The following is a 26,505-nucleotide window of genomic DNA, read 5'->3' as shown; positions in this document are numbered from 1 at the left end:
GATTTTATCGGCGCGCCCTTGTGATCTAAAATCACAAGCATGGCACGCGATCTCCCGCCCTTTTCCGCGCTTCGGGCCTTTGAAGCCGCGGCACGACATGAAAGCTTCAGCGCCGCCGGCGACGAGCTGCATGTGACTCACGGTGCCATCAGCCGGCAGATCGCCGGGTTCGAGGTGTGGCTCGGCAAGCCGGTGTTCCACCGCTACGGCAAGCGCGTGAAGCTCACCGACGAGGGCCGCCGCTACCTGGACACCGTGCGCGCGGCGTTCGACAGCATCGCGCACGCGACCGAGCAGTTGCGCCACACCGGCGCGGCACGCGTGCTGCGCATCAACGCGCTGCCGACCTTCGCGATGAAATGGCTGCTGCCGCGGCTGTCGCGGTTCCAGCGCGACGTGCCGAACGTCGAGCTGAAGCTGTCGACGTCGAACGCGCCGCTCGACACGCTGAACGGCTTCGACGTCGCGATCCGCCGCGGCCCCGGCCACTGGCCGAACTGCACGAGCGGCCACTTCCTCGACGAAAGCGTGATTCCGGTGTGCAGCCCGGCACTGCTCAAGCGCGCGCCGATCGGCCGCGCGGACGATCTCGCGCGGCACGTGCTGCTGCATTCGGATACGCGGCCGGAAGGCTGGCGCGACTGGTTCGCGGCGGCCGGCGTCGCGATGAAGGGGCGCAAGCGGCAGTCGTTCGACCACTTCTACCTGGCGCTGCAGGCGGCCGTCGACGGGCTCGGCGTCGCGCTCGGCCCGCTGCCGCTGATCGACGACGAGCTCGCGAGCGGGCGCCTGGTGATGCCGCTCGACGGACCGCGCATCGCGACGCGCAGCTACTGGTGGATCACGCCGGGCGCCCCAGCCGACGATCCGCTCATCGCGCAATTCTGCGCGTGGCTGCAGGGGCAGTCGAATACCGGCGCATGAACGCGCGCCGGCGGGCGGCCCTGCACCGCCCGCCGTCGGATCACACCACCGGGCCCGGTTCCTTTTCCTTGCGCAGGATCGCGTACAGGATGATCGCGCCGAAGGTCGCGGTGCCGATCCCGCCGAGCCCGAAGCCGCCGAACTTCAGCGAGAAGTCGCCGGCGCCGAGCACCAGCGTGACGGCCGCGACGATCAGGTTGCGGTTGTCGGAGAAGTCGACCTTGTTGACGACCCAGATCCGCGCGCCCGTCACCGCGATCAGCCCGAACACGACGATCGACACGCCGCCGAGCACGGGGCCGGGGATCGTCTGGATCACCGCGCCGAACTTCGGCGAAAAGCCGAGCCCGATCGCGATCAGCGCGGCGAGCGCGAACACCAGCGTCGAATAGATCCGCGTGACGGCCATCACGCCGATGTTCTCCGCATAGGTGGTCACGCCCGTGCCGCCGACGCTGCCCGACACGATCGTCGCGAGCCCGTCGCCGATGAACGCGCGGCCGACGTAGCGGTCGAGGTTGGTGCCCGTCATCGCGCTGACGGCCTTGATGTGGCCGAGGTTCTCCGCGACCAGGATCACCGCGATCGGCGCGAGCATCAGCATCGCGTGCGGATCGAACACCGGTGCGCGGAAGCTCGGCACGCCGAACCACGCGGCCTGGGCGACGATCGCGAAATCGATCGGCTTGCCGAGGCCCATCCCGTTGGTCGCGATCGCGTAGATCACGTAGGCGATCGCGAGCCCGACGAGGATCAGCAGGCGTTGCATCATCCCGCGCGCGAACACCGCGACGCCGCCGACGCACAGCACCGTGACGAGCGCCATCACCGATTCGAAGGTCGAGCCCGACACGCCCTTGACCGCGATCGGCGCGAGGTTCAGCCCGATCACCGCGACCACCGCGCCGGTCACGACAGGCGGCATCAGCGTCTCGATCCAGCGCGTGCCGATCGCCTGCACCAGCGCGCCGAGCGCGACGTACACGACGCCGCACGCGACGATCCCGCCGAGCGCGACCGGAATGTTCGGGTTCGGCCCGCTGCCGCCGTAGCCCGTCACCGCGATCACGAGGCCGATGAACGCGAAGCTCGAGCCGAGATAGCTCGGCACGCGGCCGCCCACCAGCACGAAGAACAGCAGCGTGCCGATGCCCGACATGAAGATGCACAGGTTCGGGTCGAAGCCCATCAGCAGCGGCGCAAGCACGGTCGAGCCGAACATCGCGACGACGTGCTGCACGCCCATCGCGACCATCTGCGGCCACGCGAGGCGCTCGTCGGGGCCGACCACGCGCGAGGCCGCGCCGGTCGGTTGGACCCGCCAGCGCGGGAAGTAGGAATCGGACATGGGGAAAGCGCTCCTGTCGGTCGTCGGTCGCCGGCTGCCAGGGAAGCGCCGGTCTGGAATCTGGCGCGAGTTTACGGAGCGGAAATGGGGCTGGCAAGCGGACCGGTACGCGGAGTCGGCAAGCGGTGCGGCCAGGTACGCAAGCGTCTGCCCACGTGAGAGAACCGGTGCGCGACCGCGCGGCCCGGCGAAGTGCCCGCCCGGGCGCGAGGCGCGCGGGGCAACGCGCAGCGGCCCGCGCCGGCGGCGAAGTAAGCGTGCGCTCACATCGCGGCCGGCGTGTCGTGGATCAGGGGTTGATGTACTGGAACAGCGACAGGTTCTGCAACTGCGCGTAGGCCTTCTGCGAGCCCGTCAGCGCGTTCTGCATCTGCAGGAACTGGCTGATCGTCGCGACCATGTTGGTGCTCGTCAGGTCGGCCAGGTTGCTGCTGACCTGCAGCGTGTTGGTCTGGTTCACGGCCTGCATCGCCTTGATTTCCTGCTCGCGGCCGCCCACCGACGCCTGCACGGTGAGGACGTTCGTCATCATGTTGTTCAGCTTCGTCGTGCCGGTGGTCATCGCGTTCGCGAGCGCGGTCGCGGCGGCCGTGTTGCTGCTGATCGGCACCTTCAGCGCGGCGATCATCGTGTCGAGCGCCGCGAACACGTCGGTGCCGGCCTGCGGCGCGGGCGTGACCGTGAACGTGTCGCCCGGCGCCGGCTTGCCCGACACGGGCACCGACAGGCCGTTGCCGAGCGCGATCCCGGCGCCGTCCGAATACGGCTGCGCGGGGGTCGTGGTCGGCGGCACGACGGTGTTGTCGGTCACCGTGTAAGTGGGCGCCGCGGCCGTGCCGCCGAACGCGATCGTGAACTGGTGCGCGTTGGACGCGGCCGATGGGCTCGTGATCGTCACGCCGCCGATCGTGCCCGTGCCCGTGTTGCCCGCGCCGGCCAGCGGCACCGGCTGGCTGCCGAGCATCGGCACCGACAGGAACACGCTCGCGCCGTTGTCGCCCTGCGCGATCGAACGCGTGTCGGCGATCTGCACCTGGCGCGAGCCGGTGTCGCCGCTGTAGGTCACGCCGCCGCCCGGCGCGTTCGAGAACGGCGCGGTGGCCGACTGGAAGCCCGCGAACAGGTAGTTGCCCGAGCCGTCGGTCGAATTCGCGAGCGTCAGCAACTGGTCGCGATAGCCCTGCAATTGGGTCGACAACGCGGAGCGGTCGCTGTCCGACAGCGAGCCGTCGCCGGCCTGGATCACGACCGTGTGAATGCTGTTGAGCAGGTTGTTGACGCTGATGAGCGTCTGGTCTTCCTTCTGCAGCGACGACAGCGCGGCGTTCTGGTTCGACGCGTACTGCGACAGCGTCGCCGACGTCATCGACAGCTGCACGGCCTGCGCCGCGCCGAGCGGGTTGTCGGCCGGCGTCGCGAGGCTCACGCCGCTCGAGATCTGCTGGTACAGCTGCGAGAGCTGCGCCTGCTGGTCGCTCATCTGGGCGACGTTCATCTGGTAGAACTGCGCAGTGGAAATCCGCATCGCTTGGAACCCCGAAATCAGTTGAACAGGCCGAGCACGGTCTGGAACAGCGTCGACGCGGTCTGGATCACCTTCGCGTTCGCCTGGTAGAGCTGCTGGTACTGCATCAGGTTGGCCGCTTCCTCGTTCTGGTTCACGCCCGACACCGACTGCTGCGCCTGCGTGATCTGGCCGACCAGCGCGGTCTGCGCGGCGCTCGACGACTTCAGCTGGCTCGCCGTGTTGCCGATGCCGTTCACGTAGTTCGCGTACGCGCCCGTCAGCGTGGTCGAGCCGTTGCCGAACGCCTTCGAGTTGACGAGCTTCGCCAGCGCGAGCGCGTTGCTGCCGTCGTTCGTGCCGCCCGTGTTCGGCACGACCTTGAACGTGTCGCCCACCGCCGGCGTGCCGGACACCGTGACCGTGACGCCCGCCGTCAGCGTGATCGGCGAGCCGGACTGGTACGGCTGCGCGGCGCCGGTCGTCGGCGGCACGGCCGTGTTGTCGGTGACCGTGTAGGTCGGCGCGGCCGCGGTGCCGCCCATCGTGATCGTGTAGTTGTGCGGGTTGGCCGCGGCCGTCGCGCTCGTGACCGACAGCCCGCCGATCGTGCCGTTGCCGGTGTTGGTCGTCGTGGCCGACGGCACGTACGGCGCGGCCGCCGCGATCGCGGAGCCGTTCGACGTCGCGAGGCCGAAGCCGTTCAGCGCGCCGCGCGTCGGCTGCACGGTGAACTTGTCGCCGGCGCTCATCGAGCCGGACGAGAACGAGAAGTTCAGCCCGCCGATCGATGCCGGCATCGACGTCGACGTGCCGACCACCGTGCCGCTCGCGCGGTCGGTCAGCGTGTAGTTCGTGCCGTCGTACGTGAGCGTGTAGTCGCCGGTGGTCGGCTGCGCGGCGTTCGCGAACGACACGGACAGCGCCGCGTTGCCGGTATTGCCCTGGTTCGCGTACGTGATCGGCGCGCCGGTCGAAAACAGGTTGCCGCCCACCTTGCCCGACAGGTCGATGCCGAGCGCGTTCTGCGCGTTGACCTGCGCGGCGAAGCTGGTCGCGATCGCGCCGAGCTGGGCCTCGGCCGGGTCGAGCGTCTGGCTGCGGAACGCGAGCAGGCCGCCGAGCGTGCCGCCCGACAGCGACGTGTCGGACAGGAACTGGTTCGGCCCCGGCGGGTTCGCGCCGGCGATGCCCTGCGACACGACGGTCAGCTCGCTCGGATCGGACGGCGACGTGACGGTCGCGAGCTGGTAGCTCTTGTCCGCGACGACGAGCGGCGTGCCGCCCGACATGAACACGCTGTAGCCGTCGCTGTTGCGCACCACCTGCACGCCCGCGAGATTCGACAGGTTCGACACCGCGAGGTCGCGCTGGTCCATCAGCTGGTTCGGCGGCTGGCCCTGGCTGCTCGCCGCGGCGATCTGCTGGTTCAGTTGCGCGATCTGCGCGGTGTACGCGTTGATCTGCGTGACGGTGTTCGTGAGCTGCGTGTTCACGCTCTGGCGCAGCGCGTCGTACTGCTGGCCGGCGGCCGTGATCTGGTTCGCGAGCGTCTGCGCATTGCTCATCGCGGTCTGCCGCACCGACGAGTCGGACGCGCTGTTCGCGACGTTCTGCATCCCGGTGAAGTAGTTCGTGATCGCGGTCGAGATGCCGGCCGTCGGGCTGCCAATGTAGTTGTTCAGCTGCGTGACGAGCGAATACCACGTCGACAGCGCGCCGCCCTGCGTCTGCGCGCCGTTCAGCTGGTCGCTCAGGTACTGGCTGTACTGCCGCTGCACGGTGACGGTGCTCACCCCCTGCGGCATGTAGCCGCTGCTGGTGTACTGCCCGCTTGCCTCGGCATAGACGGGGCGTTCGACCGAATAGCCCGGCGTCGCGGCGTTGCTGATGTTCTGGCCGGTCGTCGTGAGGCCCCAGAGCGCGGCATTCAGGCCGCTGACGCCGAGGTTCATGAGTGTGTTGGACATGCGCGATCCTGATGAGCCGGCCGCGCTGCGGCCGCCGGGTTGCGTGACTCCCGGTATAACGGCCGCGGATCGAAAAAATTGAGGAAAAAATGCACGCGCGCCGCACGGGCGTGCGGCGCCGCTCGAAGCGGCCGGCGGGCGCGCCGGCGCCGTTGCGCGGGCGGCCCGCGACGGGCCGCCCGCCGGGTGCGCGTCAGGCCCGCGCGAGCGAGCGGCGCTTCATTTCGAGCTGCGTGATCAGCCGCTGCAGCGTGTTCTCCGCGCTGCCCGGCAGCGACATGTAGCGAAAGCCGAGCTGGTAGCGTCGCGACCCGTTCGGCATCTGCGTCGAACGCTGCGACACCAGCTGCAGGTCGAGCGACAGCTTGCCGTGGCCGGTCAGCTCGAGCTCGACGTCCGGCAGCAGCGTGCCGACCTCGAGCGCCTCGACGCGCTCGTCGGCCGTGCGCAGCCCCACGCCGCCGAGCGACAGGTTGTGCACCTCGAACAGGAAGCTTTCGCCGTCCGGCAGCTTGCCGCGGCACAGGAACGGATCGACGATCGGCGCGTCGACGCGGAAATATTCGCGGCGCTGGATGCAGACCAGCACGTCGGGGAAATCGGCGACGAACGCGGGCAGCCCCTCGTAGCGCGTCTCGCGCGGCGTGCCCGTGGCGAATTCGACGCGCACGCCCTCCGGCGCGGCCGCGAACGTGCAGTGCGACGCGCCGAGGATGCCGGCGTTCTGCTCGGACAGCGCGCCCCAGTCGAACGTGAACGTCCGCGCGCCGACGTCGACCTCGAGCAGACGCGTGACGAGCTGGCCGCCCGGGTACTGGACGGTCAGGAAATCGCCGCGATTCACGAGGTTGCGCAGTTGCACGCCGATTTCCAGCGGATTGCGGCGGGCATAGTCGGGCCCGGAGTGGCCTGCATCCAGGCTGGGGTCCGTCGACGTTTCGATATTCATGGCTAGCCGGTCTTTCTTGTCATGGGCGCCCGGGGCAACCGGTGCGCGATAAAACCGGGCCAGAACGGGGGCCCGGTCGCAGGTCTCTCACACTTAGCGGCAGTGCTGACCGAAAGTTTAGATCGAAACGGCGATTTATTTCGCGCAAACGTTGAAACCGCGCGCGGCGGAGGGCCGGGCGCGGTCCGAAAGGGCGGGCGAAGCGGTGGCGGGCGGCCCGTCAGCCGATCTGCTGCATGATCGAGATCAGCTTCTTCGCGTAATTGGGGTCGGTTGCGTAGCCGGCCTTCTGCATGCCGTGCGCGAAGCCTTCGACGCTGCGGCTCGCGCTCAGCACGCCCGCGTAGCGCGGATTGTTCTTCAGCAGGTTCGCGTAGTCGGTCATCGCGTGCTCGTACGAGTCGTACGCGCGGAACTTCGCGACCACGCGGCGCGGCGTGCCGTTCACGTATTCGGTGGTCAGCGCCGACACGGTGCGGCCGGTCCAGCCCTTGTTCGCCTTGATGCCGAACACGTTGTAGCTGGTCGAGCCGTCCGCCGCGCGGATCTCGCGCTTGCCCCAGCCCGATTCGAGCGCGGCCTGGCCGACGATGAAACGCGCCGGGATGCCGGTCGTCGCACTGGCCGCCTGCGCGGGGGCCGCGAGCCGGTCGACGAACGCGTCCGCGTCCTGCACGCCGCTCGCGCCCTTCAGCGGCGGCGTCAGCGCGCTGCCGGCCGAATAGCCGCGCGCGCCGGCGAGCCCGCCGTTGTTCGCCGCGTTCGCATACGCCTTCGCCATCGCGTTCATCGCGGCGAGGCTGCCTTCGTTGCCGGCCGCGCCGAGGCCGCCGGCGCCCATACCGCCCAGGCCGCCCGCGCCGACGTCGGCCGCCGTGTCGCCGCCCGCGCCTGCATTGCGCAGCAACTGCTTCATCAGCGCGTCGGCGACGCCGATCCCGCGCGTCGACATCTGTTGCGCGAGCTGCTGGTCGAGCATCGACGTGTACATCTTCGACGTATGCGAATCGAACAGCCCGCCGTCGGGCGACGCGTCGCGCATGCTCTTGAGCATCATCTGCGTGAACATCGCGTCGAACTGGCCGGCCACCGCCTTCGCGCCGGCCTGCGGCGACTGCTTCGCCTGCGCGCGCAGCGCATCGAAGCCCTGCACGTCGAGCGCGAAGCGCTGCGTGAGGTCGTTTGCGTTGGGGAGCGTGGCTGCCATTTAGATGATCTCCAGGTCGGCGCGCAGCGCGCCGGCCGCCTTCATCGCCTGCAGGATCGACATCAGATCCGCGGGCGTCGCGCCGAGCGTGTTCAGCGCCTTCACGACGTCGGCGAGATTCGCGCCGGCCGTCACCATCTTCAGCGCGCCGTTGTCCTGCTTGAGCTGGATCTGCGACTGCTGCGCCACCACCGTCTGCCCGTTCGAGAACGGCCCCGGCTGCGACACCACCGGCTGCGTGTTGACGACCACCGACAGGTTGCCGTGCGCGACCGCGCAGCTTTGCAGCGTGACCATCTGGTTCATCACGATCGAGCCGGTGCGCGCGTTCAGGATCACCTTCGCGGCGGCCTTGTCCGGGCTCACGTCGAGGTTCTGCAGCCGCGCCATGAACGCGACCTGCTGCGCGGAGTCGGCCGGCGCCGCGAGCTGGATCGTGCGGCCGTCGAGCGCCGTCGCGGTGCCCGGGCCGAAGCTCGAATTGACCGCGGACACGATCCGCTGCGCGGTGCCGTAATCCATGTCGTTCAGCTGCAGTTGCAGCATGCCGTTCATCTGCGCGACCGCGTTCGGCACCGCGCGCTCGACGATCGCGCCGCCGACGATCCGGCCGGCCGCGAGCTGGTTCACCTGCACGCGGCTGCCGTTCGCGCTGGCCCCCGCGCCGCCGACCGCCATGTTGCCCTGCGCAAGCGCGTACACCTGCCCGTCCGCGCCCTTCAGCGGCGTGAGCAGCAGCGTGCCGCCGCGCAGGCTCTTCGCGTTGCCGAGCGACGACACGGTCACGTCGAGCGCCTCGCCCGGCCGCGCGAACGGCGGCAGCGTGGCCGTCACCATCACGGCCGCGACGTTCTTCAACTGCATGTTGTTCAGCGACGACGGGCCGCCGTTGGCCGAACCGTTGTTGATCGAGATGCCGAGGTTCGCGAGCATGTTCGCGAGCGTCTGCGTCGTAAACGGCGTCTGCATCGTCTGGTCGCCCGTGCCGTCGAGGCCGACGACGAGGCCATAGCCGATCAGCGGGTTGTCGCGCACGCCCTGGATCTGCGCGAGATCCTTCAGGCGCTCCGCGTGCGCGGGCGCGGCGCCGAGCACGCACGCGGCCAGCACGAACGCGGCGGCCAGCGCACGGGACGCGCGCAGCGACAGGCGGTGGAAAAGAGGCGGCTGCATCGTCGTCACCACGGCGCGATGTTGAGGAAGAAGCGCTGCAGCCAGCCCATCGTCTCGGCTTCGTTGATGTAGCCCTTCGACGAGTATTCGATCTTCGCGTCGGCGACCTGCGTCGAATAGACCGAGTTCGCGCCCGAGATCGTGTTCGGGTTGACGACCCCCGAGAAGCGCACGAATTCGTTGCCCTGGTTGATCAGCATCTGCTTCTCGCCGCTCACCACGAGGTTGCCGTTCGGCAGCACGTTGGTGACGGTCACCGTGATCGTGCCGTTGAACGTGTTCGCCGCGCTCGCGCCGCCGGTGGCCGCGAACTTGTTCGCGCCGGTGGCCGACAGGTTCGCCTTCGCGAACAGCCCGCCGAGGAAGCCGGCCGTCGGCACGTTGAAGTCGGTGTTGCCCTGCCGGTTCGTGTTCGCGCCCGACGACTTGGTCGCGTTGATGTTCTCCGCGATCATGATCGTCAGGATGTCGCCGACGTTGCGCGGCCGCTGATCCTCGAACAGCGGCCGCCCCGCGTAGCCGGGGTTGTAGATCGAGCCGGGCGCCTGCATCGACATCGGCATCGGCGGCTGCGCCGTCATCGGCTGCTGGATGATCGGATCGCGCGGGATCTGCGCGCAACCGGCGAGCGCCGCCACCGCGACCGCGCAGGCGGCGCGGACGGTGGCTGACGAGGGGAGGCGAACCTGCTTCATGGCGACGACGGGACGTTCCGGTTAGCTCTTCATCTGCGTGACGGTCTGCAGCATCTGGTCGGACGTCGTCACGGCCTTGCTGTTGATCTCGTACGCACGCTGGGTCTGGATCATGTTGACGAGTTCCTGCACGACGTTCACGTTCGACGCCTCGACGTAGCCCTGGTTGAGCACGCCCGCGCCGTTCAGCCCCGGCTGCGACACGTTCGGCGCGCCCGACGACGTCGTTTCCGCGAACAGGTTCTCGCCCTTCGCCTCGAGGCCGGCCGGGTTGATGAAGGTCGCGATCTGCAGCGAGCCGATCTGGACCGCGTTGTTCGAGCCCGGCTGCGTGACCGACACGACGCCGTCCTTGCCGATCGTCAGCGACTGCGCGTTCTGCGGCACGGTGATCGCCGGCAGGACCTGGTAGCCGCTCGACGTGACGAGCTGGCCCTGCGCGTTGGTCTGGAACGACCCGTCGCGCGTGTACGCGTTGGTGCCGTCCGGCATCAGCACCTGGAAGAAGCCCGCGCCGTTGATCGCGACGTCCTTCGAGTTGCCGGTCTGCGTGAGGCCGCCCTGCGTGTACAGGCGCTCGGTCGCGACCTGCTGCACGCCGGTGCCGAGCTGCAGGCCCGACGGCAGCTCGGTCTGCTGCGTCGAATTCGCGCCGGGCTGGCGGATGGTCTGGTACAGCAGATCCTCGAACACCGCGCGCGACGCCTTGAAGCCGTTCGTGCTGGTGTTCGCGAGGTTGTTCGAAATCACGTCCATCTGCGCCTGCTGCGCATTCATGCCGGTGGCGGCGATGTAGAGCGAACGGTTCATTTTTCAGGTTTCCTGCGTAGGCTGGCGCGGGCGCTCAGCTGAAGTTGAGCAGCTGGTTCGCCGTCTGCTCGTTCTGGTCGGCGGTCTGGATCAGCTTCGACTGAAGCTGGAACGCGCGCGCGTTGTCGATCATCGCGACCATCGCGGTCACCGGGTTCACGTTGCTGCCTTCGAGCGAATTCGGCGTGACGACCACGTTCGGGTCGACGTCGGCCGGATTGCCGTCGGCGGTGCGGAACAGCCCGTCGTTGCCGCGCGTGAGCGTGGCTGGATCGGGGTTCACGAGCTTCAACTGGTCGACGATCGCGACCGCCGTCGGCGGGTCGCCCGGCATCAGCGCGGACACCGTGCCGTCCTTGCCGATCGTCACTTCCGCGTTGGGCGGCACCGAGATCGGGCCGCCGTTGCCGACCACCGGCAGGTTGCTCGCGTTGACGAGCTGGCCGTTTTCGTCGACGTGCAGGTTGCCGGCGCGCGTGTACGCCTCGCTGCCGTCGGCCGTCTGCACCGACAGCCAGCCGGGACCCTGCACGGCGACGTCGAGCGGATTGCCGGTGCGCGTGATCGGACCCGGCGCGTAATCGGCGCCGGGCGTGGACGACAGCACGTAGGTGCGCGTCGTCGCCGGGTCGACGTTGCTGCCGTCGCCGAAATTCATCGGCACCGCGCGATACGTCGCGAGCTGCGCGCGAAAACCCGTCGTCGACGCGTTCGCGAGGTTGTTCGCGACGATCGCCTGCTGGTCGAGCGACTGCGACGCGCCCGTCATCGCCGTATAGATCAGTCGGTCCATGGCTGCCGGTTGTCCGCGCTTACAGGTTGATGAGCGTCTGGTCGACGGTCTGCTGCGTCTTGATCGTCTGCGCGTTCGCCTGGTAGTTGCGCTGCGCGGTGATCAGGTTGACGAGCTGCGACGTGAGGTCGACGTTCGAGTTCTCGAGCGCGCTGCCCTGCAGCGTGCCGTGGTTCGTGCTGCCCGGCGCCGAGATCTGCGGCACGCCCGACGCGGCGGATTCCGCGTACTGGTTGCCGCCGAGGTTCACGAGCCCGTTCGGGTTGTTGAAGTTCGCGAGCGCGATCTGGCCGAGCACGGCGGTCTGGCCGTTCGAGTAGTTGCCGGTCAGCTTGCCGTCGGCGCCGATCGAGTAGGTCGTCAGCGTGCCGCTCGCGTAGCCGTCCTGCGCGAGGTTGTTCACGCCGTCCTTGCCGCCGTACTGCGTCGTGCCGGTCAGGTCGAGCGTGAGCTGTTGCGGCGTCGCCGAGCCGTCGGTGTTCGGCACGGTGAACTGGAACTGGCCGAGCGATGCGGTCGGCGTGGCCGGCGTGCCGGTCGTCGTGCTCGAGATCGCCCCGGCCGCATTGAACGTGATCGTGCCGAGATCGGTCGTCGCGCCGCCCTGCACGCCCGCGTACGCTTCCCACGTGCCGGCCGCCGACTTCACGAAATACATGTTGACCGCCTGCGAACCGCCGAGCGAGTCGTACACCTGGATCGCAGTCGAGTAGTTGTACGTCGTGTGGTCGTTCGGGTCGAACGGCGTCTTGGTCGGCACCGTGTCCTGCGAGTTCAGGTTGAACTGGCCGGTGATCTTGGTCGTCGCGGTCGGCGCGATGTTGGTGGTCGGCGCCTGCAGCGGCACGGTCTGCGCGGTGTTGATCACGCCGTTCTTGTCGGCCATGTACCCCATCAGGTTCATGCCCTGCGCGTTGACGATGTAGCCGTTCTTGTCGCGCTGGAACGTGCCGTCGCGCGAGTACGTCGTCACGCCGTTGTTCGACATCTGGAAGAAGCCGTTGCCGTTGATCGCGACGTCGAGCGACGAGTTCGTCGTATTGATCGTGCCCTGGCCGAACTGCTGCTGCACCGAGTTCAGCGTCGTGCCGATGCCGATCTGCGTGTTGACCGACGTCGCGACCGAGTTCGCGTACATGTCGGCGAACTGCGCGGTGCTCGACTTGAAGCCGACCGTGTTCGCGTTCGCGATGTTGTTGCCGATCACGTCGAGTGCGTTCGATGCGCCGGCGAGGCCGCTCAGACCCTGTTGATAACCCATTTCGGTCTCCGTTACGAGAAAGCTCGATCAGTTGGTGGTGGTGTCGCCGGACGAGGACGACTTGGTGTTCGGGAAGATCGACGCAACCTGGGTGAGCCCCACCGTCGTGCCGTTCGACAGCACCAGCCCCGCGGTGCCGTCCGCCTGCTTGATCACGCTCTGGACCTGCGACGCGGCCAGCACGGTCGGCGCGTAGGTCTTGCCGTCGGTGCCGGTGTACTGCGCGCTGACCGTGTAGTTGCCGTCCGGCAGCGCGTTGCCGGCCGCGTCGGTCGGCGTCCAGTTGAACGGCACGGTGCCGGCCGACTGCGCGCCCGCGTTGATCGTGTTCACGACGACGCCCGCCGAGTTCTTCACGGTGATCGTCAGGTTCGACACGTTGCTCGTGAGCGACACGCCGAACGGCGACGCCGCGCCGCTCTTCACCGCGACGCCGTTGCCCGGCGCGAGCACGTTCGTGCCGATCAGCAGCGCGGCCTGCGTCTGCTGGCCGGCCGCGAGCTGCGTCGACAGCGACGTGAGCGACGTGTTCAGTTGCGCGATGCCGCTCACCGTGTTGATCTGCGCGAGCTGCGACGTCATCTGCGAGCTGTCCACCGGGCTCGTCGGATCCTGGTTCTGCAGCTGCGTGACGAGCAGCTTCAGGAACGTCGCCTGCAGGTCGCTCGCCGACGTGCCGTTGGTCGACGACACGTTGTTGGTGTTCATCGTGTCGGTCGGCAGCGTCGACACGCTGGTGCCGTTGCTGCCGATCGTCGTGTTGGAGGAAGTCATCCTGGGTGGCCTTGTGTCGGAACTGTCGGTCCGGGTCTCGGTAGGGAAAGGTCGGGCGGCGCGCGGCTTACGAGCCGATCGTCAGCGTCTTGAGCATCAGCGTCTTCGCGGTGTTCAGCGTCTCGACGTTGGCCTGGTACGAGCGCGACGCCGAGATCATGTTCACCATCTCCTGCACCGGATCGACGTTCGGCATCTGCACGTAGCCGTTCGCGTCGGCGGCCGGGTTCGCCGGGTCGTACGTCGATTTCATCGGCGACGGGTCGTCCATCACCTTGGTCACGCGCACGCCGCCCACGCCCTGGCCGGACGCGGTGCGCGCGCCGCCGAGCGGATCGGTCGCGAACACGACCTGCTTGGCCTTGTACGGCTTGCCGTCGGGGCCGGTCGCGCTGTCGGCGTTCGCGAGGTTCGACGCGGTGACGTTCAGGCGCTGCGATTGCGCGGACAGCGCCGAACCGGCGACGCCGAAGATGTTCATCAACGAAGGCATGGAGGCTCCTTGTGCCGGGGTCCGGATTCGGACACGGCGCTTACGAGTTCGTCGTGATCGCGGCGATCATCGCCTTGATCTGCTGGGTCATCACGGTCATCCCGGTTTCGTAGTGCAGCGCGTTGTTCGCGAACTGCACGCGTTCGACGTCGAGATCGACCGTGTTGCCGTCGAGCGACGGCTGCAACGGCATCCGGTATTGCGCGCGGCCGTAGTCGTCCGACGGGCCGCCGGTCGGGATCAGCTTCGCGGTGCCGACCATGTGGCCGGGCGCCGTCGACACCATCGACATGCCGCTCGTCACGCCGGCCGGCTGCGCCATCGGCAGTTGCGCGGCATTGCTCGGCGCCAGGCCGCCGCTCGCCTGCTTCAGCGAGCGCGCGAGCGTCGACGCGAAATCGACGTCGCGGGCCTGGTAGCCGGGCGTGTCGGCGTTCGCGATGTTCGACGACAGCAGTTCCTGCCGGTAGGCGCGCACGTCGAGCGCCTGTCGGCCGAACGCGAATTCCGCATCGAGTTTGTCCAGCATGTGTGCGTCTCTCCGTATGAAGCGCTGCACGCCCCCCGCGCCGGATGGCGACCCGAGAGGCTTTTTTCCATGACAGCGATGGTAGGCGCGGGACGCAACCGGCAATCGGACGAATAACGCGGCAAAGCCCCCCTCTATTCATCGTTTGCGCGACGGCTCGCCTCCCTAGAATGCGAATCGGATCAACGGCTTCGAGGACACGGCAATGGCACGCAGCGCATTTCGCGAATACGCCGGACGCGGCGCGCGCCTGCGCCGTGCGTTCGCGCTCGCCGCGGCGCTGTGGGCCGCGGTGCCGGCCGCGCACGCGGACGACGGGATGATCGTGATTCCCGGCCGCGGCGAGACGGCCGAAACCGCGCTCGCGCACGCCAATGCGGCGAGCGGCGGGCAGTTCGGCGGGAAAGCGGGTACGGGCGCGGGTACGGGCGCGGATGCGGCCATGGGTGTCGCGGCGGGTGTCGCGGCGGGCGGTGCCGGCGGGTTGATCGGCACGGCCGGTGCGGCCGCCGGCGGCGCTTCCGGCATGCCCGGCGCCGTCGGCATGACCGCCAACGGCTACACGGCGCAGCCGGCCGGATCGATGGCGGTGACGAGCGTTCCGGCCCCTGCGCCGGTACCGGCGCCAGCACCACGCCCCGTCTACGCAGCAGCCCGCGCGAATGCCGCAAACGCCGCTTACGGCGCGCCGCGCGCCGTCGATCCCGGCGGTGTCGCGACCGTCGTTGCCGGCACCGGTACCGCCGAATCCGCGCCGAACCCCCGGCAGGCGCTTGCCGCCCGCATCGCCGCGGCGCGCGCCGCTTCATCCGCGCCGGCCCCGCGTGCGCCGGCGGCGGCCGAGCCCACGGCACCGCCGACGCCGCCCGGCCGGCAAGACCCCGAAACGATCCGGCGCGCGGCGCTCGCGTTCCTGCAGCAGCAGATCGCCGGCTTGCCCGGCAAGACCACCGCGACCGTCACGACCGCCTTTCCGCGCGGGCTCGCCGCGTGCACGACGCTCGAACCGTTCCTGCCGACCGGCGCGCGCCTGTGGGGCCGCACGACGGTCGGCGTGCGCTGCGCGGGCGAGCGGCCGTGGACCGTCTACCTGCAGGCGAAGGTCGCCGTGCAGGCCACCTATTACGTCGCCGCGCGCCAGATCGCGCCCGGCGAGCCGCTGTCCGCGGCCGACCTCGTCGCGCGCGACGGCGACCTGACGGTGCTACCGCTCGCGGTGATCACCGATCCGGCGCAGGCGATCGGCGCGACCGCGCTCGCGCGCATCTCGGCCGGGCTGCCGCTGCGGCAGGACATGCTGAAGAGCGCGGCATCGGTGTCGGCCGGCCAGACGGTGCGGGTCGTCGCGGCCGGCCCCGGCTTCACGATTTCGGCGGAGGGCAGCGCGCTCGCGAATGCGGCGCCGGGCCAGTCGGTGCGGGTGCGGATGGCGGCCGGGCAGATCGTCACGGCAATCGTCAAGGACGCCGGCACCGTCGAAATTCCGCTGTAGGGACGGATCTGCCGCAAGAATGTAAAGAATTGTTTATTCGGAGCATTTCGGGCGCGCGATGCTAAAGTTCGGGCCGACCCGGCCGTTATCTGGGTCAAACCGTACAGGAAACCCATCGTGAAGATCGATTCCACTCCGAAACCGAGCCCCCTCGCGCCGACCGGCACCGGCGCGGCCCGTGCGCAGTCCGGCACGGCCCAGTCGTCCGGGCAGGCAGCCGACACTGGATCGACCGGCGGCGACACGACCGTGAACCTGTCGGGTCTGTCGGGCCAGTTGCGTTCGGTATCCGCGTCGGGCGACGCCGATATCGACACGGGCCTGGTCCAGTCGATCAAGGACGCGCTGAACGACGGCACGCTGACGATCGACGCGAACAAGATTGCCGACGGCGTATTGAACACCGCCCGCGAACTGCTGCAGCAGCAGCGCCCGCAGGGCAGCTAATCCCGGCCTCGTGGCCGGTTCACCCGGTTTGCCGGCGCGCGCAGCACTGCACGCACCGGCGCGACGAGCATGACGCGATGAGAGAAGAGCTGCTGGCCACGGTCAACGACGAACACGCGACGGTCGAAGCGTTCGCGTCCCTGCTCGTCTACGAGGAAAAGGCGCTGACGACGGCCGAGCCGCTCGAGATGCTGCCCGGGATCGTCGAGAAGAAAAGCGCGCTGATCGACCGGCTCGCGCAGCTCGAACGCACGCGCGACACGCAGCTTTCCGCGCTCGGCTTTCCGGCCGGCAAGAAAGGCATGGACCAGGCGGCCGAGCGCGATGCACGCCTCGCGGGCCGCTGGCAACTGCTGCAACAGGCCGCCGAACGCGCGCGCCAGGCCAATGCGAACAACGGGATGCTGATCCGGATCCGGATGGATTACAACGAGCGCGCGCTCGCGGTGCTGCGCTCGGCGCCCGCGCCGGCCGGCGTGTACGGCCCCGACGGACGCGTCTCGGCGCTGACGCGCTGACGTCGCGCCGCGCGGCCGCCCGGCGGCCGCGCCCCTGCCTTCCCCGTCGTTACAACAGCGGACACGCGGTGACCTGCGTGCCGCGCTCCACGCACAGCCGCTCGTAGTCGCGCAGATACGCGCGCTCGGCGTCGTCCAGCAGGTCGAGATCGATCAGATCCCAGTCGTAGCCGACCGTCACGATGTTCTCGAACGTCACGGTGCCCGGCTGCGCGTCGTCCTGCCGCACGATCACGATGTTCTCGATCCGCACGCCGCCCTTGCCCGGCAGGTAGATGCCCGGCTCGACCGAAATCACCGCATTCGGCACCAGCCCGTACCGCGCGCCCGGCGCGAATCGCACGCCGCCCTCGTGTACGTGGATCCCGACGCCGTGCCCGGTACCGTGGCCGAAATCGTAGCCATGATCGCGACACACCTGCCGCACCAGCGCATCGACGTCGCCGCCCGTCGCGCTTGCAGGAAAGCGCGCGACGAGTCCCTTGATGCAGGCCTTCAGCGCGACCGTGTAAATCTCGCGCTGCCACGGCTGCGCGACCGTGTCCGGCCGCGTGCGGCGCAGCACCACGCGCGTGCAGTCCGTCGCGAAGCCGGCTTCGTAGTACGCGCCGCTGTCGAGCAGCACGAGTTCGCCTTCGGTCAGCTCGACGTCGGCGCTCGCCGCCGTGTAATGCGCGAACGCGCTGTTCGCGCCGTTCGCCGCGATCGACGGAAACGACAGCGCGACCGCCGAGCGTGCGCCGTACGCGTCGTTGATCGTGCGTGCGAGGTCGTACTCGGTGTGGCGCACGCCCGGCTCGCCGGTCTTCGCCCAGCGCATCGTCTCGGCGATCGCCGCGGAGCTGCGCGCGAACGCGTCGCGAAAGTGCGCGAGCACCGCCGGCGTCTTGCTCGCGCGCATCGCCTCGACCGGGTTGAAATCGGCATGCCGCGCGTGCGGCCACACCCGCTTCACCGCGTCGACGAGCGCGCAGTTCACCGATTCGAAGCCATAGCACACGTGCTCGACCGCGAACTGCGCGAGGAAGCGCTCGAGCGCGGCGACGTCGCGCCGGATCACGTGCAGCGCCGGATACGAAGCGAGCGCGACCTCGCAGCAGTCGCAGCCTTCCGGCAAAAACAGCGCCACCTGATCGCCGATCGCGAACAGGAAACCGAGGTGCGACGACGTATTCGGGATGTGATAGCCGCGGCTGTTCAGCAGATACGCGAGATCGTCCGACGCGCAGGTGAAGAACGCCGTCTTGCCGTCCGCCGCGCCGGTATGCGCGGCGAGCCGGCAGTTCAGCGCGTCGAGGTTCTGCGCGACGCTCACGCCGGTCACCGTTGCCGGGATCTCGAAGATCGGCCGCTCGACGTTCCAGCCCGGCAGCGCGATCGCGCGATCGATCTCGCGATCGGCGAGGCTCGCCCAGTCGAGCGACGCGGCCTGCGTCTCATCGAACAGCCGGTCGCGCTGCGCGACGCTGATCCGCCGCGCGTCGTAGCCGACCCGCGCGAGCTGGCTCGCGTGCACGACCAGCCAGTCGGCCATCGCCTGCCAGATCGTCACGTCGATGCCGAGCTTCTCCACCCGCACGCGCGCCGGATCGCACTGCTCGTCGGCCTGGAAGTGATAGCGGCCGTCGACGAACAGCACGAACGGCGGCACGCCGAGCGCCTGCGCGGTCGCCACGCTCAGGAAGATCCCGCAGCCGGCCGAGCCGTCGAAGCCGGACACCGCGTAGCGCGGGTTGTTGCTGCGCGGCAGGTACTCGGTCACGTATTCGTCCTGCGACGTGATCACCACCGCGTCGAGTCGCGCGGCATCGAGCAGGCGCGACAGGCCGGCCTGGGTCTCGGCGACGGACGCGTCGTACGGGGGAAGGCCGGAGAAGCTGTATTTCAGTCGATCGATCATCGGATGCCCGTTATTCATTGTTGTCGGCGGCTGGCGGCGCGTCGCGGCATCGCGCCTGCCCGCCCGCGCACGTCGCCGCGGCCCAGGTCGCGCCTGGCGCGACGCGCGGCCGGGCCGCGCCGCGGTTCCGGCGGCCGCCCTCGGGAAATTTTCGTCTCACTTAACTTTGTTTGATGCGCGACAGAATCTAGAGCAGGCCGAAATCGAGGTCAAGCCAAAATTTTCGTAGGACTAAAATCGGCGCGTGGCCTGCGGATTCCGGCACAACGCCGATTCCCGATTCGCGCGGCGATGCCGCGCGGTACAATGCGCCGGCCTCCGCCCCGGCGACCGCCCCGCCGCTGCGCCCGCGCCCCGACTCGTTGCCACGAAAGAGATTCATGGATTCAGACCTCATGCGTATCGGCCAGCGCATTCGCCGCCTGCGCCGGGAAGCGAAGAAGACGCTGCTGGAAGTCGCGACCGAGGCGAACCTGTCGGTCGGGTTCCTGTCGCAAGTCGAGCGCCATCTGACGGGCATCTCGCTGTCGTCGCTCGTCAACGTCGCGAAGGCGCTGGGCGTGCCGCTCGGCACGCTGATCGCGCAGCCGCGGCAGGCGCAGCCCGATTCGCACGAGGGCAGCCGCAAGCCGTATGCGCTCGACGCCGCGTCGCAGTGGTACGAGCGGCTGTCCACCACGTTCGACGGCAGCCAGATCAACGCACTGAAGGTGCAGATGATGGAAGGCTACCGGTCGGAATGGGTCGCGCACGGCGGCGACGAATTCGTGTACGTGCTGGCCGGCCGCATCTGCTACACGGTCGGCAAGAAGAATTACCCGCTGGCGCCCGGCGATTCGCTGCACTTCGACGCGCGCAAGCGGCATCGCGTGGCCAATGTCGGCGACGGGCCGGCCGAGCTGATCACCGTCAGCACGCTGCCGCTGTTCGACGACAGTTCGGCGGAATCCGTGTCCGCGACGGCGGAAATCAGGCAGTCGAAGCCCGGCAAGTCGCGCGCGGGCCGCCGCGCGCCGGCGCCCAAACGGGATGATCGCGACGCTGCCGCGGCACGGCCGTCCAAGGTCGACGCAGCCGACAGGAAGGTATCGGCGAAACCGCGCGTGGCCGCCGGCAAACGCCCGGCGGCCGCGACGCCGGCGCGCAACAAGAAACCGTAACGGCCGACGGGCGCACATGCCGCGCGCGCGGTCGCGCGCCGACTATTCGCCGATCGCGAGCGCCTGCGCGACGGCCTGGATCCGCGCGCGATGCACGGCTTCCTTGATCTTCTCCGTGTCGGCGCCGATGCCGCGCGCGATCGCGCCGGCATCGACGCTGCGCGCGGCCGCGAGCGCGACGCGCAACCGCTCGGCCTGCGGATACGGCTGCGCATCGAGCCCGAGCCGGCCGCGCGCATCCGCTTCGCAGGCCTGCAGCAGCTCGGCGAAGCGCGCCGGCTTGCGCAGCGCGTCGCTGCGCTCGAAGAGCCGCACCAGCGCGGCCGCGCCCATTTCCATCACGCGATGCAGGTTGCCGTGCTCGCGCGCGACCACCAGCGCGAGATCGCGACATTCGTTCGGCACGCGCAGCCGCTCGCACAACGGCTTGAGCAGCTCGACGCTGCGGCTTTCGTGGCCGACGTGGCGCGGCAGCACGTCCGCAGGCGTCGTCCCCTTGCCGAGATCGTGCGTGAGCGCCGCGAAGCGCACCGCCAGCGAGTAGCCCTGCTTCGCCGCGTAGTCGACGACCATCATCACGTGCACGCCGGTGTCGACTTCCGGGTGGTAATCGGCGCGCTGCGGCACGCCCCACAGCGCGTCGACCTCGGGCAGGATGCGCGCGAGCGCGCCGCAGTCGCGCAGCACCGCGAACATCCGCGACGGCTTCGCCTCCATCAGCCCGCGCGCGATCTCCTGCCATACGCGTTCGGGCACGAGCGCGTCGACCTCGCCCGCGTCGACCATCCGCCGCATCAGCGCGAGCGTTTCGTTTGCGACCGTGAAATCCGCGAACCGCGCGGCGAAGCGCGCAATGCGCAGGATCCGCACCGGATCCTCGACGAACGCGTCGCTCACGTGCCGGAACACGCGCGCGCGCAGGTCGGCCTGCCCGTCGAACGGATCGATCACCGGGCCGACCAGCGCACCCTCCGGGCTCACCTCGCGCGCCATCGCGTTGATCGTCAGGTCGCGCCGCGCGAGATCCTCGTCGAGCGTCACGTCCGGCGCGTAATGGAACTGGAAGCCGTGATAGCCGGCCGCCGTCTTGCGCTCGGTACGCGCCAGCGCGTATTCCTCCTGCGTCTGCGGATGCAGGAACACCGGGAAATCCTTGCCGACCGGCCGGAAGCCCTGCGCGGTCATCTGCTCGGGCGTCGCGCCGACCACCACGTAGTCGCGGTCCTGCACCGGCACGCCGAGCAATTCGTCGCGGATCGCTCCGCCTACTGCGTAGATGTTCATGGCTGGGGTTCGTATTCGGCGATCACGTTGGTTTCGCGGCGCGCGGCATCGATCCAGCGCTGCACCGCCGGCAGCGCCGTCACGCGCGCCGCATAGCCGGCCGCCTCCGGCGACAGCGCCGGCGCATACGTGTTGAAGCGCATCACGACGGGCGCATACATCGCATCGGCGATCCCGAATTCGCCGAACAGGAACGGCCCGCCCGATGCCGCGATGCATTCGTTCCACAGCGCGTCGATGCGCGCGACGTCGGCGAGCGCCTCGGGCGTCGCGCCGCGCCCCGGCATCGACGCGCGGATGCTCATGCCCATCTGCGTGCGCAGCGCCGTGAAGCCCGAATGCATCTCGGCCGATACGCAGCGCGCATGCGCACGCGCGAGCGGGTCGGCCGGCCACATCGGGAATTGCGGATAGCGCTCGGCGAGCGTCTCGGCGATCGCGAGCGAATCCCAGATCGCCATGCCGTGATCGTCGATCAGGCACGGCACCTTGCCGGTCGGCGAGTATTCGCGGATGCGTGCGGCCGAGTCGTCGCGGCGCAGCTCGACCACGATCTCGTCGAACGGGATGCCGAAATGCGCGAGCAGCAGCCACGGCCGCATCGACCACGACGAGTAGTTCTTGTCTCCGATGACGAGCCTCATGATGGGGTTCCGAAAAACGCAAAAAAAGAAAAGGGCCGACCCGCGGCGCCGCGCGCGGGCGCTAGCGACGCGAGCGGAACCAGTCGAACCGCGAGCGCCTGGTCGCTTCGCCGAGATACGCGGGCGCAATGCTTTCCAGACTCGCGGGCGAGATCCCGAGTTCCGGCGCGAGCGGCCCCGACAGCACGTTCGGCACCGACATCGTCGCGAGATTGTCGCGCGTGAGCACCGGCTCGCCGGGCAGGCATTCGAACACGCTCGCCTGCAGCCGCGCAAGCGCGTCGGGCAGCCGCACGATGCGTGCCTGCCGGCCGACCAGCGTGCCGCAATAGCGCACCAGTTGCTCGAGCGTGTAGACAGTCGGGCCGCCGAGTTCGTAAGTCTTGCCGTGCGCGGCCGCGAGATCGAGCGTGTTGACGAACGCGCGCACGACGTCGCCGACGAATACCGGCTGAAAGCGCGCGTCGGGCATCGCGAGCGGCAGCACGGGCACCGTGCGCTGCAGGTTCGCGAACGTGTTGAGGAATGCGTCGCCCGGGCCGAACACGACCGACGGACGGAAGATCGTCAGCGCGAGCGAATCGGTGGCCGCGACCGCATGCAGCGCGGCTTCGCCGTCGCCCTTCGAGCGCTGGTACATGCTCGCGCCGTGCGAATCGGCGCCGAGCGCGCTCATGTGCAGCACGCGCCGCACGCCGACCTCGACGCATGCCGCGGCCAGCGCGGCCGGCAGCGCAACGTGCGCGCGCTCGAAGCCCGGCCCGTACGGCGTGCCGCGGCCGCCGTGCAGCACGCCGATCAGGTTGATCGCCGCGTGCGCGCCGGCGACGAAGCGCGCGAGCGTGCGCGTATCGAGCGCATCGAGTTCGACGATGTCGACCGGCAGCATCTGCAGGTGGCGCGCGTGGTCGCGCCGCCGCGTGCCGATCCGCACGTGCTTGCCGGCCTCGATCAGCGCATTGACGAGCCGGCTGCCGATGAAGCCGGTGCCGCCCAGCAGCGCGACGGTGTGGCGATCCATGTTCGGGACCTCCGAGGGGCTGTTCACGCTAATAACGGGCTTGCGCTGGCCGCCAGAAGGGCCGAGCGCAAGGATTGCGACGAATCGAATACTCGACGTATTCGCAAGGAGCATGACGCAGCGAGCGGCCCTTCTGGCGGCCAGCCCCATTCATGATTTTTCCAGGTCAGGGGAACGAGCCTGGCCGACCGCATTGCGGCGTCGCGCGTCGCTTGTTTGGCTCGGCCAAACGACGCTCCTTGCTTCTTGCACTGCAACCGGCCAGGCTCGTTCGCAAGCCCGTTATTAGCGTGAACAGCCCCTTAAACACTGCCGCGTCTCGCGCGGCAATGTGAAGATTGCTTATCAGGGCGAGATCATGCCTAGACGTTTCTTCAACGACTGCGGTTTGCCCTCGAAGAGCGCCGCGTAGTAGACGGTGTTCGACAGCACGTTCTTCACGTAGTCGCGCGTCTCGTTGAACGGAATCGTCTCCGCGAAGATCGCGCCTTCGACCGGCTGCGTCAACACCTGGCGCCACTGGCGCGGCCGGCCCGGGCCCGCGTTGTAGCCGGCGGTGGCGAGCACCGGCGAGCTGTCGAAGTTGTTGTAGATGTCCGCCAGATACCAGGTGCCGAGCTGGATGTTGGTGTCGATGTCGTGCATCTGCGCACGCGAGATCGTGCCCAGGCCGAGCTTCTTCGCGACCATCTGGGCCGTCGCCGGCATCAACTGCATCAGGCCGCCCGCGCCCACCGACGAACGCGCGCTGATGATGAAGCGCGATTCCTGGCGGATCAGCCCGTACGCCCACTCGACGTCGAGGCCCGTCGATTGCGCGTAGCGCTCGACGGTCGTGCGGTACGGCGACGGATAGCGCAGCGTGAAGTCGTGCTCGGCCTTCGTGCGGTCGGCCGTGTTGACCGTGCGGTCGAGCAGCTCGACGCGCTTGCCGTATTCGGCGGCCGCGAGCAGCTGGCGATCGGTCATCCCGCGCAGCGGCCAGTTCCATTCGCGATTGCCTTCGAGGCGCAGGTTCAGCGCGTAGAAACGCTGCGCGAGCGCGAAGCCGGGGATCTTGCCCATCGCATCGATCTCCGCATCGCTCACCTTCGTGCGCGGCGGGATCGTCGTGCGCTGGCCGAGCTCTTCGCCGGCCAACTGCCCGTAGAAGTTGAACTGGCCGGCGACCTGCTCGAATTCCTGGTTCGCCTGCAGCGTGTCGCCGCTCTGCTTGAGCGCGCGCGCATGCCAGTAGATCCACGCCGGATCGTTGCGCAGCGACGGCGGCATCTGCTCGATCGACCAGCGCACCATCGGCCAGTTGCCGGCGAGCAGCGCGGCGCGCGTGCGCCATTCGTAGCCCGGGTTCGACAGCGGCGCGTTCGCCGATTTCGCATACCAGACCGATGCCATCGGCGAGCGCTTGATCGCGCCCTGGTAGCCGATCGCGCCCCACGCGATCGCCTGTTCCTGCTTGGTCAGCGAAGGCGCGACCGTCGTCAGCATCCCGGCGGCGGCGTCCGGATCGTTGCGCGCCATGCGGCCGAGCGCGATCAGCGCGAGCTGATGCGACGCGGCATCGGGGCCGACGCCGCGCGCGAGGTACAGCGGCGGCGCGCTCGTCGCCTGGTCGAAACCGGCCGGGCGCGGGCCGAGCGCATCGACGATCTTGCCGCCGAGCGTCGTGTAGTTCTGCTCGTACGCGAGGCGCGCCTGCTGCCACACGTCGTCGCTCGTGAACTGCTGGTTGACGGCGAGCGCGGTGATCAGGTCGACGCACGCATCGCCGTAGTTCTTCGGCTCGACGAGCAGCGCGCGCGCCGCGTCGGCGACGTTCTCGTTGCGCGCCGCGCGCGATTCGAGCGCATAGCACTTGACCTGCGTGTCGTCGTCGAGCACGAAGCGCTTGTACTGGTCGTCGAAATTGCGCCAGTCGTGGCGCGCGCCGAGCACGAGCAGGTAGTCGTTGCGCAGCCGATCGGCGATCGCCTGGCCGTCGTAGCGCTGCAGGAACGACTGCACGGGCGCGTCCGGCGCATCGACACGCGCGCGGCCCGTCGAATCGAACAGCTGCGGCTTGATCTGGAAATACTCGACGTAGGACGGAACCGGATAGTTCGGGATCATCGACGCGAGCTGTGCGGCCTTCGCGGCGTCGTTGCGGCGTGCGGCTTCGCGAAGCTGCACGAAGATCTGGTCATCCCCGGGGAGCGTGTCGTCGTTCGGTGCGGCGCACGCGGCCGTGCCCGCGACGAGCGCGCCGGCCGAAAGCATCAGCGCGACCGCGCGATATACTCGAAAAAGGCTGTTCGACATCGTTATGAATGGAGCACGAAGTGAGCGAAAGCATAGCACGCAACCCTGTGCCGAACCCGAAGGTTGCGCTGCGCAAAACGCTGTCCGGCGCCCGTCGCGACGCCGCGTCGCAGCCCGCCGCGAACGCCGCGCTCGACGCGCGGCTGCGCACGCTGCTCGACCGTCTGGCGCCGCGCACGGTCGGGTTCTACTGGCCGCTGCCGGGCGAATTCGATGCGCGCGACGCGGTGCTCGCCTGGTGCGCAGCGGGGGCCGGCCGGTGCGCCGCGTTGCCGGTGATCGGCGAGCGTCACACGCCGCTCGCGTTCCACGCGTGGGACACGCACACGCCGATGCGCGAAGGCCATCACCGGATTCCCGAACCGGCGTCGGGAATCGTCGTCGTGCCCGATCTTTTGCTGATTCCGTGCGTGGGATTCGATCCGCAGCGCTACCGGCTCGGCTACGGCGGCGGCTACTACGACCGCACGCTCGCCGCGTGGCCGGGCGACGCGCTGCCCGTGACGGTCGGCATCGCGTACGAAGCCTGCCGAGTCGATGCGCTGCCGGCCGAAGCGCACGATCTCGCGCTGCACTGGATCGTCACCGACGGCGCGCTTTATCCGGCCGCCGGATAATGCCGCTGCGGGCGCAGCGACCGTCGCCGCCGGCCCGCGAGCGCGGCGCGGCGCCCGAGCGTTTCCGCGAGCGTTTCCGCAAGCGCTTACAGCGATGCCGCCGCGCGCGCGGCCGTGTCGTAGAGGCCCGAGGCATGACGCAGCAACTGCGCCGCGTCGCCGATCTGCTCGTTGGTGAGGCCGCTGTCCTTCAGCGTCTCGATCAGGCAGTGCTCGCGGACCTCGCGGTACTTCAGGCACAGGTCGCGGCCCGCGTCGGTCGCGAAGAAGAACACTTCCTTGCCGCTTTTCTCGCTCTTCACGTAGCCGCGGGCGATCAGTTTTTTCAGCGCATAGGTCGCGACGTGCGTATCCTCGATATTGAGCACGAAGCAGATGTCGGCGAGCTTCTTCTTGCGTTCGCGATGGCTGACGTGATGCAGCAGCGAGACCTCGACCGCCGTCATGTCCTTCGCCCCCGCCGCCGACATGCAGCGGACCATCCAGCGGTTGAACGCGTTGCCGGCCATGATGAGCCCGTATTCGAGCTCCGACAGCTCCGCGCTCGAATCGGAAACGAGGTGTTCGGATGACACGATCTTGGTCGCAGGACGCTTCATGGAAAGGCGGCGCAAGCCGGATGACAGGATGTGCCCGAGTGTACGCCAGAAGCCCCGGCCGACGGGCTAGGCAAAAACGCTTATTGATAAGTTGT

Annotated in this window: 26 protein-coding genes; 6 read left to right on the top strand and 20 right to left on the bottom strand. The window is 68.9% G+C overall.

What is annotated here, in order from left to right:
• Positions 1–39: 39 nt before the first annotated feature.
• Entirely contained in the window at positions 40–924 is an 885-nt protein-coding gene (locus WT53_RS01340; RefSeq protein WP_034208594.1) for a transcriptional regulator GcvA, read from the top strand.
• Positions 925–964: 40 nt separating this feature from the next.
• On the opposite strand, the gene WT53_RS01335 is transcribed toward WT53_RS01340, so the two are convergent.
• The 13 genes from WT53_RS01335 to flgB form a co-directional block, all read right to left on the bottom strand.
• The gene (locus WT53_RS01335; RefSeq protein WP_034208595.1) at positions 965–2,272 is read right to left on the bottom strand and encodes a solute carrier family 23 protein; all 1,308 of its coding nucleotides are present in this window, start codon (positions 2,270–2,272) and stop codon (positions 965–967) included.
• A gap of 289 nt (positions 2,273–2,561) precedes the next feature.
• Positions 2,562–3,797: a flagellar hook-associated protein FlgL gene (gene flgL, locus WT53_RS01330; protein ID WP_034208596.1), complete on the bottom strand. Its 1,236-nt coding sequence runs from the start codon at positions 3,795–3,797 to the stop codon at positions 2,562–2,564.
• Positions 3,798–3,814: 17 nt separating this feature from the next.
• Positions 3,815–5,746, bottom strand: a complete 1,932-nt coding sequence (gene flgK / locus WT53_RS01325; protein ID WP_060258213.1) for a flagellar hook-associated protein FlgK — start codon at positions 5,744–5,746, stop codon at positions 3,815–3,817.
• 193 nt (positions 5,747–5,939) lie between these two features.
• Complete coding sequence (locus WT53_RS01320) at positions 5,940–6,695, bottom strand: flagellar brake protein (protein WP_034208598.1); 756 nt, start codon at positions 6,693–6,695, stop codon at positions 5,940–5,942.
• Positions 6,696–6,915: 220 nt separating this feature from the next.
• On the bottom strand, positions 6,916–7,902 hold the full coding sequence (gene flgJ, locus WT53_RS01315) for a flagellar assembly peptidoglycan hydrolase FlgJ (protein ID WP_034208599.1): 987 nt from the start codon (positions 7,900–7,902) through the stop codon (positions 6,916–6,918).
• On the bottom strand, positions 7,903–9,075 hold the full coding sequence (locus WT53_RS01310; RefSeq protein WP_034208780.1) for a flagellar basal body P-ring protein FlgI: 1,173 nt from the start codon (positions 9,073–9,075) through the stop codon (positions 7,903–7,905). It abuts the gene before it with no gap.
• Positions 9,076–9,080: 5 nt separating this feature from the next.
• Complete coding sequence (gene flgH, locus WT53_RS01305; RefSeq protein WP_034208600.1) at positions 9,081–9,770, bottom strand: flagellar basal body L-ring protein FlgH; 690 nt, start codon at positions 9,768–9,770, stop codon at positions 9,081–9,083.
• A 21-nt stretch (positions 9,771–9,791) separates the two neighbouring features.
• On the bottom strand, positions 9,792–10,580 hold the full coding sequence (gene flgG / locus WT53_RS01300; RefSeq protein ID WP_034208601.1) for a flagellar basal-body rod protein FlgG: 789 nt from the start codon (positions 10,578–10,580) through the stop codon (positions 9,792–9,794).
• Between the two features lie 34 nt (positions 10,581–10,614).
• Positions 10,615–11,373 carry a flagellar basal-body rod protein FlgF gene (gene flgF, locus WT53_RS01295; RefSeq protein WP_034208602.1) on the bottom strand — a complete coding sequence of 253 codons (759 nt, stop codon included), beginning with the start codon at positions 11,371–11,373 and terminating at the stop codon, positions 10,615–10,617.
• Between the two features lie 19 nt (positions 11,374–11,392).
• Positions 11,393–12,634: a flagellar hook protein FlgE gene (flgE, locus tag WT53_RS01290; RefSeq protein ID WP_060258210.1), complete on the bottom strand. Its 1,242-nt coding sequence runs from the start codon at positions 12,632–12,634 to the stop codon at positions 11,393–11,395.
• Between the two features lie 27 nt (positions 12,635–12,661).
• Positions 12,662–13,408 carry a flagellar hook assembly protein FlgD gene (locus WT53_RS01285; protein ID WP_034208604.1) on the bottom strand — a complete coding sequence of 249 codons (747 nt, stop codon included), beginning with the start codon at positions 13,406–13,408 and terminating at the stop codon, positions 12,662–12,664.
• Between the two features lie 67 nt (positions 13,409–13,475).
• Complete coding sequence (gene flgC, locus WT53_RS01280; RefSeq protein WP_006477560.1) at positions 13,476–13,901, bottom strand: flagellar basal body rod protein FlgC; 426 nt, start codon at positions 13,899–13,901, stop codon at positions 13,476–13,478.
• A gap of 40 nt (positions 13,902–13,941) precedes the next feature.
• Positions 13,942–14,430 carry a flagellar basal body rod protein FlgB gene (gene flgB, locus WT53_RS01275; protein ID WP_060258207.1) on the bottom strand — a complete coding sequence of 163 codons (489 nt, stop codon included), beginning with the start codon at positions 14,428–14,430 and terminating at the stop codon, positions 13,942–13,944.
• Between the two features lie 205 nt (positions 14,431–14,635).
• On the opposite strand from flgB, the gene flgA reads away from it, so the two are divergent.
• From flgA to WT53_RS01260, 3 genes are all read left to right on the top strand, one after another.
• Complete coding sequence (gene flgA / locus WT53_RS01270) at positions 14,636–15,922, top strand: flagellar basal body P-ring formation chaperone FlgA (RefSeq protein WP_060258204.1); 1,287 nt, start codon at positions 14,636–14,638, stop codon at positions 15,920–15,922.
• Between the two features lie 117 nt (positions 15,923–16,039).
• Positions 16,040–16,369, top strand: a complete 330-nt coding sequence (gene flgM / locus WT53_RS01265) for a flagellar biosynthesis anti-sigma factor FlgM (RefSeq protein WP_034208607.1) — start codon at positions 16,040–16,042, stop codon at positions 16,367–16,369.
• A 77-nt stretch (positions 16,370–16,446) separates the two neighbouring features.
• The gene (locus WT53_RS01260; RefSeq protein ID WP_034208608.1) at positions 16,447–16,887 is read left to right on the top strand and encodes a flagella synthesis protein FlgN; all 441 of its coding nucleotides are present in this window, start codon (positions 16,447–16,449) and stop codon (positions 16,885–16,887) included.
• Between the two features lie 49 nt (positions 16,888–16,936).
• On the opposite strand, the gene WT53_RS01255 is transcribed toward WT53_RS01260, so the two are convergent.
• Positions 16,937–18,787: a M24 family metallopeptidase gene (locus WT53_RS01255; RefSeq protein WP_060258201.1), complete on the bottom strand. Its 1,851-nt coding sequence runs from the start codon at positions 18,785–18,787 to the stop codon at positions 16,937–16,939.
• A 187-nt stretch (positions 18,788–18,974) separates the two neighbouring features.
• Entirely contained in the window at positions 18,975–19,169 is a 195-nt protein-coding gene (locus WT53_RS33285; protein WP_155294482.1) for a hypothetical protein, read from the bottom strand.
• On the opposite strand from WT53_RS33285, the gene WT53_RS01250 reads away from it, so the two are divergent.
• Positions 19,168–19,947: a helix-turn-helix domain-containing protein gene (locus WT53_RS01250; protein ID WP_060258197.1), complete on the top strand. Its 780-nt coding sequence runs from the start codon at positions 19,168–19,170 to the stop codon at positions 19,945–19,947. The genes WT53_RS33285 and WT53_RS01250 overlap by 2 nt on opposite strands.
• 42 nt (positions 19,948–19,989) lie before the next feature.
• On the opposite strand, the gene WT53_RS01245 is transcribed toward WT53_RS01250, so the two are convergent.
• The 4 genes from WT53_RS01245 to WT53_RS01230 form a co-directional block, all read right to left on the bottom strand.
• Positions 19,990–21,231, bottom strand: a complete 1,242-nt coding sequence (locus tag WT53_RS01245) for a multifunctional CCA addition/repair protein (protein WP_060258194.1) — start codon at positions 21,229–21,231, stop codon at positions 19,990–19,992.
• Positions 21,228–21,875 carry a glutathione S-transferase family protein gene (locus WT53_RS01240; protein WP_060258191.1) on the bottom strand — a complete coding sequence of 216 codons (648 nt, stop codon included), beginning with the start codon at positions 21,873–21,875 and terminating at the stop codon, positions 21,228–21,230. The genes WT53_RS01245 and WT53_RS01240 overlap by 4 nt, the downstream gene beginning before the upstream one ends.
• Positions 21,876–21,936: 61 nt before the next feature.
• Positions 21,937–22,896 carry a complex I NDUFA9 subunit family protein gene (locus tag WT53_RS01235; RefSeq protein ID WP_059780798.1) on the bottom strand — a complete coding sequence of 320 codons (960 nt, stop codon included), beginning with the start codon at positions 22,894–22,896 and terminating at the stop codon, positions 21,937–21,939.
• A 345-nt stretch (positions 22,897–23,241) separates the two neighbouring features.
• Complete coding sequence (locus tag WT53_RS01230) at positions 23,242–25,194, bottom strand: lytic transglycosylase domain-containing protein (RefSeq protein WP_059780797.1); 1,953 nt, start codon at positions 25,192–25,194, stop codon at positions 23,242–23,244.
• An 8-nt stretch (positions 25,195–25,202) separates the two neighbouring features.
• Here WT53_RS01230 and WT53_RS01225 point away from each other — a divergent pair, with 8 nt between their 5' ends.
• Entirely contained in the window at positions 25,203–25,811 is a 609-nt protein-coding gene (locus tag WT53_RS01225) for a 5-formyltetrahydrofolate cyclo-ligase (RefSeq protein WP_059780796.1), read from the top strand.
• Positions 25,812–25,897: 86 nt separating this feature from the next.
• Here WT53_RS01225 and WT53_RS01220 read toward each other — a convergent pair whose 3' ends face one another.
• Positions 25,898–26,410 (bottom strand): winged helix DNA-binding protein, encoded by a 513-nt coding sequence (locus WT53_RS01220; protein ID WP_011546427.1) that lies wholly within the window; start codon positions 26,408–26,410, stop codon positions 25,898–25,900.
• Between the last annotated feature and the right edge of the window lie 95 nt (positions 26,411–26,505).

The organism is Burkholderia sp. MSMB2157WGS, from assembly GCF_001532755.1.
GTDB lineage: Bacteria > Pseudomonadota > Gammaproteobacteria > Burkholderiales > Burkholderiaceae > Burkholderia.
Note: the sequence above shows the minus strand (reverse complement) of the source record. Positions and strands in the feature narration are given on the sequence as shown.

Coding starts and splice junctions, on each gene's coding strand:
- WT53_RS01340 (WP_034208594.1), top strand. CDS start 40: ATGGCACGCGATCTCCCGCCCTTTTCCGCGCTTCGGGCCTTTGAAGCC.
- WT53_RS01335 (WP_034208595.1), bottom strand. CDS start 2,272: ATGTCCGATTCCTACTTCCCGCGCTGGCGGGTCCAACCGACCGGCGCG.
- flgL (WP_034208596.1), bottom strand. CDS start 3,797: ATGCGGATTTCCACTGCGCAGTTCTACCAGATGAACGTCGCCCAGATG.
- flgK (WP_060258213.1), bottom strand. CDS start 5,746: ATGTCCAACACACTCATGAACCTCGGCGTCAGCGGCCTGAATGCCGCG.
- WT53_RS01320 (WP_034208598.1), bottom strand. CDS start 6,695: ATGAATATCGAAACGTCGACGGACCCCAGCCTGGATGCAGGCCACTCC.
- flgJ (WP_034208599.1), bottom strand. CDS start 7,902: ATGGCAGCCACGCTCCCCAACGCAAACGACCTCACGCAGCGCTTCGCG.
- WT53_RS01310 (WP_034208780.1), bottom strand. CDS start 9,075: ATGCAGCCGCCTCTTTTCCACCGCCTGTCGCTGCGCGCGTCCCGTGCG.
- flgH (WP_034208600.1), bottom strand. CDS start 9,770: ATGAAGCAGGTTCGCCTCCCCTCGTCAGCCACCGTCCGCGCCGCCTGC.
- flgG (WP_034208601.1), bottom strand. CDS start 10,580: ATGAACCGTTCGCTCTACATCGCCGCCACCGGCATGAATGCGCAGCAG.
- flgF (WP_034208602.1), bottom strand. CDS start 11,373: ATGGACCGACTGATCTATACGGCGATGACGGGCGCGTCGCAGTCGCTC.
- flgE (WP_060258210.1), bottom strand. CDS start 12,634: ATGGGTTATCAACAGGGTCTGAGCGGCCTCGCCGGCGCATCGAACGCA.
- WT53_RS01285 (WP_034208604.1), bottom strand. CDS start 13,408: ATGACTTCCTCCAACACGACGATCGGCAGCAACGGCACCAGCGTGTCG.
- flgC (WP_006477560.1), bottom strand. CDS start 13,901: ATGCCTTCGTTGATGAACATCTTCGGCGTCGCCGGTTCGGCGCTGTCC.
- flgB (WP_060258207.1), bottom strand. CDS start 14,430: ATGCTGGACAAACTCGATGCGGAATTCGCGTTCGGCCGACAGGCGCTC.
- flgA (WP_060258204.1), top strand. CDS start 14,636: ATGGCACGCAGCGCATTTCGCGAATACGCCGGACGCGGCGCGCGCCTG.
- WT53_RS01260 (WP_034208608.1), top strand. CDS start 16,447: ATGAGAGAAGAGCTGCTGGCCACGGTCAACGACGAACACGCGACGGTC.
- WT53_RS01255 (WP_060258201.1), bottom strand. CDS start 18,787: ATGATCGATCGACTGAAATACAGCTTCTCCGGCCTTCCCCCGTACGAC.
- WT53_RS01250 (WP_060258197.1), top strand. CDS start 19,168: ATGGATTCAGACCTCATGCGTATCGGCCAGCGCATTCGCCGCCTGCGC.
- WT53_RS33285 (WP_155294482.1), bottom strand. CDS start 19,169: ATGAATCTCTTTCGTGGCAACGAGTCGGGGCGCGGGCGCAGCGGCGGG.
- WT53_RS01245 (WP_060258194.1), bottom strand. CDS start 21,231: ATGAACATCTACGCAGTAGGCGGAGCGATCCGCGACGAATTGCTCGGC.
- WT53_RS01240 (WP_060258191.1), bottom strand. CDS start 21,875: ATGAGGCTCGTCATCGGAGACAAGAACTACTCGTCGTGGTCGATGCGG.
- WT53_RS01235 (WP_059780798.1), bottom strand. CDS start 22,896: ATGGATCGCCACACCGTCGCGCTGCTGGGCGGCACCGGCTTCATCGGC.
- WT53_RS01230 (WP_059780797.1), bottom strand. CDS start 25,194: ATGTCGAACAGCCTTTTTCGAGTATATCGCGCGGTCGCGCTGATGCTT.
- WT53_RS01225 (WP_059780796.1), top strand. CDS start 25,203: ATGGAGCACGAAGTGAGCGAAAGCATAGCACGCAACCCTGTGCCGAAC.
- WT53_RS01220 (WP_011546427.1), bottom strand. CDS start 26,410: ATGAAGCGTCCTGCGACCAAGATCGTGTCATCCGAACACCTCGTTTCC.